This is a genomic window from Pseudomonas sp. 21LCFQ02, assembly GCF_024129895.2.
In the GTDB taxonomy this organism is placed as follows: domain Bacteria; phylum Pseudomonadota; class Gammaproteobacteria; order Pseudomonadales; family Pseudomonadaceae; genus Aquipseudomonas.
Genome location: NZ_CM178749.1, coordinates 4,458,607 through 4,470,552 on the forward strand (window position 1 = coordinate 4,458,607; position 11,946 = coordinate 4,470,552).

The window sequence follows — 11,946 nt, forward strand, 5'->3', positions numbered from 1 at the left end:
AAGCCCCGCCAGCGATCTATCAGTTATGCCCGTCCGGCATGTCCAGAACCTCGAATGTCTGCGCCCGACTTTGCTCAAGGTACGCCGCCACCTGACCCGCAGCAGCGTCCAGGCACCCTTTGAAAAAGTGATCCGCCCCTGCAAATACCGAAACAGCGCGGTGATCAGCAGCAGCCCAGTTCATCAGGTTGGCCAACGGCGCCATTTCATCGCGCTCCCCGTGCAATAGCAGACAGTCTTGGGGCAAGGGCAACGGCTCGTAGTAGCGCTTGCCCGGCACGTCCCCAACCGGAAGTCCAAGCAGCACGACAGCCCGCAACTGTTCCCGGAGCGTGCAGGCGACTCTGGCAAAAACATGCGCCCCGAACGAAAACCCGACCAGTGCTACAGACAGCTGTGGCAACTCCTGCGAGATATAGCGAATCACAGCCAGGGTGTCCTGGGCCTCACCGATGCCGTGATCATGTACCCCCTCCGTCTGGTCAACACCGCGAAAACTCGGCCGTACCACTAACCAGCCGGCGGCACTCAGATGACGGGCCAGGGTCAGCGGCACAATATGCCGCGGGCTACCGCCCAGCAGTGGCTGAGGATGGCTGAGCAGAACCACACCCTTGGGCGTTTTGCAGGGATGATCGATCGTCAACTGGATGTGCCCCACCGGACCATCGATAAGGATTTGCTTGCGTTCGCTGTCTGACATGGCTGCCCCTTCTGAAAACTTAACTGAACAGTATTGCGGCAAGCCCCGTATCAAGGATGGTTTTGCGGCTGCGCGAAAGTCTAAAGAGCCAGTGTCAACGCCGCTATAGAATCGCGGCATTTCAGCTATGCCGATACGGCTGACGAAGCCGCCGTTCGCAGCCCACATGAATTCCTCCCGCCAAACCTTGACAGCCTCTCCGTGCGCAACAAATAATTTGTAAGAATTTATGTGCATGACCCTGTAACAAGGTCAGTCGGTAGATGAATGCTCAACCCAGCGGTACTCGCGCGCTTGTATGTCCTTTTTCCTCCATTCGTCCGGAGCAATCCGGGCTGTTGCGGTAACCGTTTCTATCCCCGCTCTTGCGTCCCTGCACATGACCAGGCCGGTGGCCTTGCCACAAGGGCGATGCTCTTTTGCAGGCTGCGACGCCCTCCCCCTGCCTATTGATGCTGAGTGCAGCTTGCGCACCAGCCCAACCGAGATCTTTTCATGACCCCGTTAGATATTCAGCTCTTGATGACCGCACTGGTCAGTGTTCTGGTGCTGGTGGCACTCATTGTTTCGCGCTTGAAGATGCATCCGCTGCTGGCTCTGCTGGTGGTTTCCGTGGGTGTTGGATTTGCCACCGGCATGGAGCCCGGCTCGATCGTGTCACATGTGGTTGCCGGTGCTGGCAAAACCCTGGGTGCCGTAGGTGTGGTGATCGCGCTGGGGGCAATGCTGGGCAAGATCCTGGCTGACGCAGGCGTTACCGAGCAGGTCGCCGGGGTCATCCTCAAACGCACCCCGGATCGCCTGATTCCCTGGGCGATGATGCTGGTGGCGTTCGTCATTGGCATCCCGATGTTCTTCGAGGTCGGCCTGGTGATCATGCTGCCGCTGATTTTCAGTGTGGCCCGCAAGCTCGAAGGCCAGGCTCGCTTCAAGGGCTCTGCCTATGTCTACGTGGGCGTGCCGGTGATTTCCGCGCTGGCCGCCATGCACGGTATGGTGCCGCCGCACCCCGGCCCGCTGACCGCTATCGCCGCGCTCAAGACCTCGGTCGGGCCGACCATGCTCTACGGTTTCCTTGCCGCTGTCCCGGCGATGATTCTGGGCGGCCCGCTGTATGGCATGTTCATCGCACCGCGTATGACCACCCGGCCAGATCAGGCGTTGCTCGACCAGTTCACCCTCACGGAAAAAATCGATGGCAAGCCTCTGCCCAGTATCTGGATCGGCGTGCTGGCGGCCTTGCTGCCGGCGATTTTGATGCTGGTGCACGCGGTCGCCGAGATGCTGTTGCCCAAGGGTAATGCAATGTTGCAGATGGCGGCGTTTGTGGGCAACCCGCTGATTGCCATGCTGCTGGGCGTGCTGTTCGCCGGTACCAGCCTGGTGCTGTTGCGCGGCGGCGACACCGACAAGCTGCGCGCGGCGCTGGGCAAGAGCCTCATGCCCATCGCCTCGATCATCATGATCATTGCCGGCGGCGGTGCTTTCCAGGAGCTGCTGACCAGTGCCAAGGTCGGCGACGCCATTGTTCACCTGACCCAGCAGTCGGCCATCCCGCCGCTGTTGCTCGGCTGGTTGATCGCGATGCTGCTGTCGGTGTCAACTGGTTCGGCTACTGTCGGTATCGTCGGCGCTGCCGGCCTGCTGGCGCCCCTTGCCGGTGCTGACCCTACTCTAAACCTGCCGTTGCTGGCGCTGTCCATCGGCTGCGGTTCGCTGTTTTTCAACTATGCCAACCATGCGGGCTTCTGGATGGTTAAAGAGTCGTTCGGTATGACCATGGGCGAAGCCACCAAAACCATCTCGGTGGTGCAATCCATCGTCTCCTTGGTGGGTTTGATCATGGTGTTGATTCTGAACGCCGTCATCCCGGTGACTTGAACCGGGATACCGCTACCCAGAGGCATTTATTGCAGCACTGGCAGGAAGCGACCTGTCAGTGCAGCTGCCTTCGTAAACCATGAACCTTTCCTCCCTGTCGCTTTCCTAGAAGCACACCATTTTGGAGAAGCCCATGACTCATCTGGCATTGATCGTCGGCGCCAGCGGCATCGTCGGCAGCGCAACCACCCAGCTTCTGTTGGAGAACGGCTGGCAGGTCGCCGCCCTTTCCCGTAACCCCGCCAGGCAGGAAGGGGTGATACCCGTGGCGGCCGATCTGCAGGATCCGGCGTCCGTCACGGCCGCGCTGAAAGACCTCAAACCCACTCACGTGTTCATCACCACCTGGTCACGGCAGGCCACCGAGGCCGAAAACATCAAGGTCAATTCGGCGATGGTGCGCAATGTGCTGGATGCCCTGCGCCCGGCTGGCAGCGTAAAACACGTGGCCCTGGTGACAGGCCTGAAGCACTACCTGGGCCCGTTCGAGGCCTATGGCAAAGGCAGCCTGCCGCAGACGCCGTTCCGTGAGCAACAGGGTCGTCTGGACGTCGAGAACTTCTATTACGCGCAGGAAGACGAAGTGTTCGCCGCGGCGGACAAAGACGGCTTCACCTGGAGCGTCCACCGCCCGCATACGGTCACCGGCGTTGCGGTGGGTAACGCGATGAACATGGCCACCACGCTTGCGGTTTACGCCACGGTTTGCAAACACACCGGTCGGCCATTCGTATTTCCCGGCTCCAGGGTGCAGTGGGACAGCCTCACCGACATGACCGATGCCCGGCAGTTGGCCAGGCAGCAACTGTGGGCGGCCACCACGCCAGCGGCGGCCAACCAGGCGTTCAACATCACCAACGGCGATATCTTTCGCTGGAAGTGGATGTGGGGGCGGATTGCCGAGTACTTCGGCCTTGAAGCCGCTGACTTCCCCGCTTCGCCCGCGCCACTGGAGTCACAGATGGCCGACGACCAGAAGGTCTGGAGCCAGATCGTGGCCGAGCACGGCCTGCAAGAGGCGGACATTGATCGGCTGATTTCGCCATGGCATACCGACGCCGATCTCGGGCGTCCCATCGAAGTGGTCACCGACATGTCGAAAAGCCGGCTCATGGGCTTTAACGCCTATCAGGCCAGCGATCAGGCGTTTTTCGATGTGTTCGACAAATTGCGGGCTGATCGGCTGATCCCCTGAGGCTCAGACCCACGCAAGGCAAAAGGCCCATGAAGTTCATGGGCCTTTTTTCATGACTTGGTTTTTAGCCGCTGGCGCGGCACCATCGTCCAGGCTTTGTAAACCCACAGGTCTGCCCGATGCTGCACTCCACCCTCACTACCCTGAACGCGGTGTCGCTGATCCTCGAAACCTTGCGTGAGGAGGGTATTGCTGCCAGCGAGCTTCTGGCCGGCAGTGGCATCGAGGAAGCCGACCTGATTCGTCCCGACCCACGCATTACCACAGCCCAGGAGGCAAGGGTGTGCGCCAATGCCCTGGCATTGCGCGAGACGTTCGGTCTGCAATTGGGCCAGCGGATGCACGTATCCGCGTATGGCCTGCTCGGTTACGCCATGTTGCTCAGCGATACACTGGGTGCTGCCCTGGAGCTGGCGCTGCGTTACCCGGCGTTGCTTGGCACCCTCTTCGATCTGCGCCTGGAGGTGCGTGGCGACGTCGCCTGGCTGCTGGCCACGCAGTACCATTCGCGCCCCGAGCTGGCCGTGTTCAATGCCGAGCTGTGCCTGGGATCATTGAAGGTGATCTGCGACGACCTGCTGGGCCGTCCCCTGCCCTTGCTGCAAGCCTGCTTCGCCCATCCGGCGCCCACCTACAGCAAGCGCTATCGGCGCAACTTTCCGTGCCCGGTGCGTTTCGAGGCGCTGGAACACGGCTTTGCCTTTGCTGCGCACATGCTGGAGCAGCCCCTGCCGCTGGCCGACCGGCTGACGCACCGGATCATGGCCGAGCGCTGCCGTCAGCAAAACGCCGAGTTCAGCGGCCGCCAGGCCTGGCTGGGGCGTATTCGCCAATACCTGGCCGAGCATCTGGCCAATCCTCCGGGGCTTGAAGGGCTGGCCCGGCAGATGAACTGCTCAGCGCGCAGCCTGCGCCGGCACCTGCATGACATGGGCAGCAGTTATCAGCAGTTGCTTGATGCCCTGCGTTTCGAGCGGGCCAAGGTGCTATTGGTCGAACAACAGTGGCCGGTCCAGCAGGTTGCCGAAGCCCTGGGTTATAGCGAAACCGCCAGCTTTCGCCATGCATTTATTCGCTGGAGCGGGGTTGCGCCCAGCCAGTACCGCACCTGAAGCGTGCAGCGCGCCCTTAAAAAGGGCGAAATTCGGTCAAATCTATTGGCCATATCTATCCCCTTCTGGCCGTTCATAACGTTCTCCAGCAGGCGTTTCTGGCGAAACAATGCCAGTCGTCACGCCACACGGAGCACGACCATGCTGACTGTCTATACCGATGACCATCACCTGCACCACGGCCGCTGCGAGCTGATCAACGGGCAACTCATGCCCTGTTTTGAGATGCCCTCGCGCGCTGATCACGTCCTGGCCAGGGTCAAGGCTCGTGAGCTTGGGCCAGTGCAGCCGCCACGTGATCATGGCTTGGCCCCCATTGCCCGAGTGCACAGCGCTGACTACCTGGCGTTCTTCAAAGGCGCCTGGGCGCGTTGGCAAACCATGGGCCAGGACGGTGACCTGTTGCCCTTCACTTGGCCGGCGCGCACGCTGCGCCGCTTGAAGCCCCAAGGGTTGCACGGTGAGCTGGGCTACTACAGCTTCGACGCGGGCGCCCCCATCACCGCCGGCACCTGGCAGGCCGCCTACAGCGCAGCACAAGTGGCGCTCACCGCCCAGGCCGAGATACAGAGCGGTGCCGACAGCGCCTTTGCGCTGTGCCGGCCGCCAGGGCACCATGCCGCCAGCGACCTCATGGGCGGCTATTGCTACCTGAACAATGCGGCCATTGCCAGCCAGGCGTTTCTCGACCAGGGCCGCCAGCGCGTGGCGATCCTCGATGTCGACTATCACCATGGCAACGGCACCCAGGCGATTTTCTACGACCGCAGTGATGTGTTTTTCACCTCCATCCATGGCGACCCGGCCAACGAGTTTCCGTTCTTCCTGGGTTATGCCGATGAAACCGGCGAAGGCCAGGGTGAGGGTTGCAACCTCAACCTGCCCTTGCCCCACGGCAGCGGCTGGGCGCAATGGAGCCAGGCGCTGGAAACCGCCTGCGCAGCCATCGACGCCTACGCCGCCGAGGTACTGGTGGTGTCGCTGGGGGTGGACACCTTCAAGCAAGACCCGATCTCGCAGTTCACCCTCGACAGTGGCGACTACCTGGCCATGGGCGCGCGCATCGCGGCGCTCGGCCTGCCCACGCTGTTTGTGATGGAAGGCGGTTATGCCAATGAAGACGACATTAGGCGCGGACGGGACGGTGTTTTCAAGCTGCATGACCATGGGGTCTTTGTAACGAAATACCGCCGTAGAAGGGCATCTGTGTCGCCGTGTTACTGCGCATCATCCTGTGGCGGTGCGTCCATCGAACAGCAGCAGACACCCCACGGCAACCAGGGACGGCTACGCCGTCCACGCTATCCTTCCCCGCCCTGAACGGCGGGGCTTGATGGTCAAATCGCTCAAGCACACGCTGGCCGCCGCCCTATGCGCGGGCCTGGCCTGTAGTCTGGCCGCTGGTCTGGTGCAGGCCGACGAACCGCGCACTCTCAAGGTGTACAACTGGTTTGACTACATCACTCCACAGACCCTCACCGACTTCAAGCAACAGACCAAGGTGAATTTGATCTATGACATCTTCGATACCAACGAGGCGCTGGAAGCCAAGCTGCTGACCGGTCACTCAGGCTACGACGTGGTGGTGCCGTCGAACATATTTCTTGCCAAGCAGATCGAAGCGGGTGTGTTCCAGCCGCTGGATCGCAGCAAGCTGCCGAACTGGCAGCATCTAGACCCAAAACTGATGAAGCTGCTGGATGCCAACGACCCCGGTAACAAGTTTGCGGTGCCTTACATGTACGGCACCATCCTGATCGGTTTCAACCCGGCCAAAGTCAAGGCTGCACTTGGTGACAACGCTCCGGTCAACAGCTGGGACCTGATCTTCAAGCCCGAGAACCTCAGCAAGCTCAAGCAGTGCGGCGTGGCGATGCTCGACTCGCCCTCGGAAATCATGCCGCTGGCCCTGCAGTACCTGGGCCTGGATCCAAACTCCAGCAAGTCGGCCGACTATCAGAAAGCCGAACAATTGATGCTGAAGATTCGGCCGAACATCACTTACCAAGCTGGCGCGAAAAGCCCCTTCCTTCAGGTGGGGGATGAAAGCGCCACCGCGAAGCGGTCATAGGGGTTAATATCTATAAAACCGCCCTATCCTGTGTTTCATGACTGAAATGAAAGCGACCAAAACCCTCAAGATTCGAGTGCGAGACAAGCACGCAGCGCAGTTGCGTGAAGCGTCTCGCGCTGTGAATTTTGTATGGAACTACGTAAACGAGTTGAGCCGTCGCTCGATTCGTGAGCGTGGTCGTTTTCTGTCGGCGTTCGACATTCACAAGTACACCAACGGGGCCGGCAAAGACCTGGGGCTGCACAGCCAATCGGTGCAGGCTGTTGCCGACGAATATGTCACACGGCGCAAGCAGTTCAAAAAGCGCCAGTTACGCTGGCGCTGCTCGGGCGGCGCTCGGCGCAGCCTGGGCTGGGTGCCCCTCAAGGCCGGCGCTGCTGTCTGGAAAAACGGCCAGGTCGTCTTCAACAGACAGCACTTCAAGGTCTGGGACAGCTACGGCCTGGCGGGCTTTAAATTCAGATCCGGTAGCTTCAACGAGGACAGCCGTGGACGCTGGTATTTCAACGTCGTGGTCGAGGTCGACCGCCAGTTATCGCCAGGCCAGGACGCGGTGGGTATCGACCTCGGACTGAAAACCACGGCCACCTGCAGCGACGGTCATCGCCTTGAAAGCGGCAGGTTCTACCGGGATCTGGAGAGCGCCCTGGGCACGGCCCAGCGTGCCGGCAAGAAGGCTCGTGTGCGGGCGATTCACGCCAGGATTGCGAACCGCCGCAAGGATGCCCTGCATAAGTTCAGCAACGCGCTGGTAGCGCGTTGTGGCGTCATTGTGGTGGGCGATGTGAACTCACTGAAACTCGCGAAAACCAGGATGGCCAAGTCGGTGCTGGACGCCGGCTGGGGTCAATTGAAAACCATGCTGGAATACAAATGCGATCACGCAGGCACGGTTTTCAAGGTTGTTAGCGAGAGAAACACCACCCAAACCTGTTCGAGCTGCAAGCAATTGCCGGACTCGAGGCCGAGAGGTATCGCAGGGCTTGGAATAAGGGAATGGACTTGTTGTGGGTGTGGTGCCACCCACGACCGCGACGTCAACGCCGCCAAGAACATTCTCGCGCTCGGGCATGAGCGTCCAGTTGTGGGAATCCCCGCCCTTTAGGGCGGGGAGGATGTCAATTTCACTCCTCCAAGTACATGGCTGACATCGCCAACGGCGATATCTGCGTCGCCGTGGGTTACTCGGGCAGCTTCTCCCAGGCCGCCAACCGTGCCAAGGAAGCTAAAAATGGCGTCGTGGTCGAGATGCGCCTGCCCAAGGAAGGTGCGCCGATCTGGTTCGATATGTTGGCCATTCCCAAGGGCGCGGCCAACCCGGAAGATGCCCATGCCTTCATCAACTACCTGCTGCGCCCGGAAGTGATCGCCCCGATCAGCGACTTCGTGGGTTATCCGAACCCGAACAAGGACGCCACCGACAAGGTCGCCCCAGAGATTCGCAACAACCCGGACCTGTACCCCACCGAAGCTGCGATGACCACGCTGTATACGCTCAAGCCGCTCAACCGCGAAGGTGAACGGACCCGAACCCGCACCTGGACGCGGATCAAGTCGGGAACCTGAGTTCAGCCGGCCTGCTGCCTTGCTCAAGCCCGCGACTGTCGGGCTTGGGTAATGACAAAGAGCTAAGCTGCCTCAGCACCCCATCAACGCCCACCCCCCGGAAACAGGTTCGTATCCCCAAACCTTTCCAATAAAAAGTCATACACCAGCCTGATTCGCTTTGGCACCGCTCCGGATCGCGTCCGGTACAACACCAGGTCCAGCGCTGGCGGCGCCCATTCAGGCAGCACTTCCACCAGCGCCCCCCGCGCTAAATGCGCCTGCGCCAGATACAACGGCACCTGAGCAATCACAGCGCCCTGCAACACCATCTCCAGCTCGGTTTCCGGGTCGTCGCAGATAAAACCCGGCTGCTCGGGTATGAAACTCTGATCATCGGCAAACATCCACGGCCAGCCGCGACCGGAGCGGCGATCCAGCAACAATGACAGCGGCAGCTCTTTCAGTTCGGCCACATTTGCAGGTGTACCCAGGCTGGCAATCAGCGCCGGCGCGGCAACGACGACCAACGGAACACTGGCAACCGTTCTGGCGATAAACCGGCGGTCGCGCACCGTACCTACCCGAATGCCGATATCAATCCTGGATACCACCGCGTCGGTCAGCTCATCGTCCAGGCATAAATCGATGATGAGTTTCGGATACTGCTTGCGAAACTCGGCCAGATAACCCGCCAGATACAACTTGCCGATCGCCTGCGGTGCCGTCAGCCCTACCCGGCCCGTGATGCCCTCCCCGCTGGCTTGATCCGCCCTGTCGAACAGCTGGTCGAAGCGCTCTACCGCCAGGCGGGCATCGAGGGCAAGTTGTGCGCCGAAATCGGTGATCTTCATCTGTCGGGTGCTGCGATGAAACAGCGGCTCGCCGATGAGCCGTTCAAGCTCTTGTACCGCCCGGGTGACTTTCTGCGGCGAAGTGCCGATCTGGTTCGCCGCCTCTCTAAACGAAGCGCAGTCAGCAACCGTGAGAAAGACACGGACCATTTCAAGCCTGTTCAACATCGCCTTGTTCCGATTTATGGAATTTTCAAATCCTGAATATTCCATTCTCCGAGACAAAATCACAACTCATAATCGGTCCCATCACCACCCACTGAGGTAAACGAAATGAGCAAGAATATTGAAGGCAAAGTTGTTGTGATCACTGGCGCCAGCAGCGGTCTTGGCGAGTCGACTGCACGGCACCTGGCGAGCCTGGGCGCATCAGTGGTACTGGCTGCACGCCGGGAAGATCGCTTGAATGCGATTGTGCAAGACATCACTGCCGCAGGCGGCAAGGCCACAGCCCTTGTTGCGGACGTCACCCGCCGCGAGGACCTGGAGAACTTGATCCAGCACGCCGTGGCCAGCTTTGGCCGGGTGGACGTGATGATCAACAACGCGGGCCTTATGGCGATCTCGCCGATCGCCGAATTGCGGGTGGACGAATGGGACCGGATGATCGACATCAACATTAAAGGCGTGATGTACGGCATTGCCGCTGCTCTGCCGGTGTTCCAGAAACAGAACTCCGGTCACTTCATCAATATTTCTTCGGTCGCCGGCATCAAGGTGTTCAGCCCGGGAGGCTCGGTCTACAGCGGCACCAAGTACGCCGTACGGGCGATTTCCGATGGTTTGCGTCACGAGGTCGGCAAAAGCATTCGCACCACGACGATTGAACCGGGTGCCGTTGATTCAGAGTTGAAGTTTGGCAGCGGCCATGAGGCCAGCTCGCAGGCGGTGCAGGAGTTCTACAAGAGCGCCATCCCGGCCGAGTCGGTTGCGCGTGCTATCGCATTCGCCATCGAGCAGCCTGCAGATGTCGATATCAACGAAATCGTACTGCGGCCGACCTCTCAAGACTTCTGACAATGGGTATAGCGGAGCGCGATCTGACTACGGATCGCGTTCCGTTTGGTCAGCCGTACCGTTAAACTGCGCGCCCCGAAAAATTCAGCAAGGAAGCTTTGCATGCGTTCGCTCCTTAACGGCGCGCTCCTCGCCATGAGTCTGGCCACTCCGGCGCTGGCCGCACCGCTCTCGTATGCAGTTACCGACCCCAGTGGCCAGTATCTGGTTGAGGCCCTGTTTCCGGAGGTGCCGCAGCGTCAGGGTGAACTTGCGCACGCGCTGATCACCTTGCGTGACAAGAACAGCCTCGAACCCCTGCAGCAATTTCAGACCCCGGCAGGAAATGTACCGCCCAACCGCGATGCATGGTTGCTCGGTCCGTCAGGGCTGGTGTACATCGCCGACTTCAATTCCGATGGTCGCCTTGATGTGGCGATTCGTAATGGCACGGACACCGTCACTGATAAGTCGCAGTTCGATATCTACGTGCAAGGCCCGGATAAGCCTCAATGGACCTTGAACCGTGCCTTGACGGATCTGGCCAGAGACGCTTTCACAGGCATGTTTTCGCTCAATCCTGCCGATGGTACGTTGCACACGCAAACCGATCGCGGCTGTTGCTGGACGCGCATGTCGCAATGGAAAGTGCGCGACGGCGAGCTGGTATTGCTGCACTCTTACACCCAGGAACAGGTTCCGGCGACCCCGTTCGGCGAGAACAACAGCATGCCCCGCGGGTATATGCTGCGTACCACGGGCGATTGGAAAGATGGCGTCTGGCAAGAAACACCGAGCCTGGAAGGACCGGTCCATGAAGACCCGGAGTTACTCGCCGGAACCCTCAGCGGCAAGATTGCGGTAGAGATCTGGTTTCAGGAACAAGGCTCGGTCCTGATCGGCGAACTGCGCTATATCAAAAGTGGCAACGTTGAACCGATCAAACTGATCGGTTCCCGTGAGGATTATGACGAGCAAAGCCACGTCTACCTTCACGAATATGCCAATGACGGTAGTCGGACCGGCATCTGGCGGATGACCCGAGAGCGCGCCGAGCCGTATGGCTACACCGGCACTTGGGTATCCGGCGCGGTGGGCGACAAGCGTGAACTGCCCATTCGGTTGCGCCATGAAGATCGTGAAATCGACCTGCGCAAACTCGATGATGTTTCCCGTGACCTGCGCAGCGGCCATTATCAGATGCGCCGTGATTTCCTTGATCGTGACGGCGACCTGGACTTGAAAATCCTGCCCGAGCGCGATGCCCAAGGCCGGGAAATCGCAGAACTGACCGTGACGCTCAAGGATGCCAAGAGCAAACAGGTCATTGTTACCGAGCATCACGTCGTGCCCATGGAAACCGCCAATCTGATCATCATCCGTGAACCGCAGGCACCGGCCAAAAATGGGCCCTATCACCTGCGCCTGGTGAAAGACTTCGTCGTCCTCGACTACAACTACGGCACGGACTCGCAAGACATGCTGACCGGCGTGTATCGCAAGCAGTAAAAAGCGCCTGAGTATGTGCAGCGCTGCTGCTGAGGCAACGCTGTACCATTTAATCCTATGTCGAGGTCATCGGCAGT

At 60.0% G+C, this 11,946-nt stretch carries 8 protein-coding genes and 3 pseudogenes; 9 read left to right on the forward strand and 2 right to left on the reverse strand.

Features of this window, described 5'->3' with window-relative positions; translation table 11 throughout:
* Nucleotides 1-19 precede the first annotated feature (19 nt).
* The gene (locus NJC40_RS20290; RefSeq protein ID WP_363321685.1) at nt 20-703 is read right to left on the reverse strand and encodes an alpha/beta hydrolase; all 684 of its coding nucleotides are present in this window, start codon (nt 701-703) and stop codon (nt 20-22) included.
* Between the two features lie 495 nt (nt 704-1,198).
* Between NJC40_RS20290 and NJC40_RS20295 the strand changes: the two genes are divergently transcribed.
* From NJC40_RS20295 to NJC40_RS20325, 7 genes and pseudogenes are all read left to right on the forward strand, one after another.
* On the forward strand, nt 1,199-2,584 hold the full coding sequence (locus NJC40_RS20295) for a GntP family permease (protein ID WP_253140788.1): 1,386 nt from the start codon (nt 1,199-1,201) through the stop codon (nt 2,582-2,584).
* Between the two features lie 133 nt (nt 2,585-2,717).
* Nucleotides 2,718-3,779 carry an SDR family oxidoreductase gene (locus NJC40_RS20300; RefSeq protein WP_253140787.1) on the forward strand — a complete coding sequence of 354 codons (1,062 nt, stop codon included), beginning with the start codon at nt 2,718-2,720 and terminating at the stop codon, nt 3,777-3,779.
* A gap of 119 nt (nt 3,780-3,898) precedes the next feature.
* On the forward strand, nt 3,899-4,891 hold the full coding sequence (locus NJC40_RS20305; RefSeq protein WP_253140786.1) for an AraC family transcriptional regulator: 993 nt from the start codon (nt 3,899-3,901) through the stop codon (nt 4,889-4,891).
* 141 nt (nt 4,892-5,032) lie between these two features.
* Nucleotides 5,033-6,013: pseudogene (locus NJC40_RS20310) on the forward strand (histone deacetylase family protein); the annotation flags it as partial.
* Between the two features lie 211 nt (nt 6,014-6,224).
* A pseudogene (locus tag NJC40_RS20315) lies at nt 6,225-6,911 on the forward strand (type 2 periplasmic-binding domain-containing protein); the annotation flags it as partial.
* A gap of 97 nt (nt 6,912-7,008) precedes the next feature.
* Nucleotides 7,009-8,070: an RNA-guided endonuclease InsQ/TnpB family protein gene (locus NJC40_RS20320; RefSeq protein WP_492180402.1), complete on the forward strand. Its 1,062-nt coding sequence runs from the start codon at nt 7,009-7,011 to the stop codon at nt 8,068-8,070.
* A 17-nt stretch (nt 8,071-8,087) separates the two neighbouring features.
* Nucleotides 8,088-8,531, forward strand: a pseudogene (locus NJC40_RS20325) (extracellular solute-binding protein); the annotation flags it as partial.
* Nucleotides 8,532-8,614: 83 nt separating this feature from the next.
* Here NJC40_RS20325 and NJC40_RS20330 read toward each other — a convergent pair.
* Nucleotides 8,615-9,577: a LysR family transcriptional regulator gene (locus tag NJC40_RS20330; protein ID WP_290447688.1), complete on the reverse strand. Its 963-nt coding sequence runs from the start codon at nt 9,575-9,577 to the stop codon at nt 8,615-8,617.
* A 60-nt stretch (nt 9,578-9,637) separates the two neighbouring features.
* Here NJC40_RS20330 and NJC40_RS20335 point away from each other — a divergent pair, with 60 nt between their 5' ends.
* Nucleotides 9,638-10,381, forward strand: coding sequence for an SDR family oxidoreductase (locus tag NJC40_RS20335; protein WP_253141218.1), 744 nt, complete (start codon nt 9,638-9,640; stop codon nt 10,379-10,381).
* Between the two features lie 102 nt (nt 10,382-10,483).
* Nucleotides 10,484-11,869: an XAC2610-related protein gene (locus NJC40_RS20340; RefSeq protein WP_253141219.1), complete on the forward strand. Its 1,386-nt coding sequence runs from the start codon at nt 10,484-10,486 to the stop codon at nt 11,867-11,869.
* The last annotated feature ends 77 nt before the right edge of the window (nt 11,870-11,946 follow it).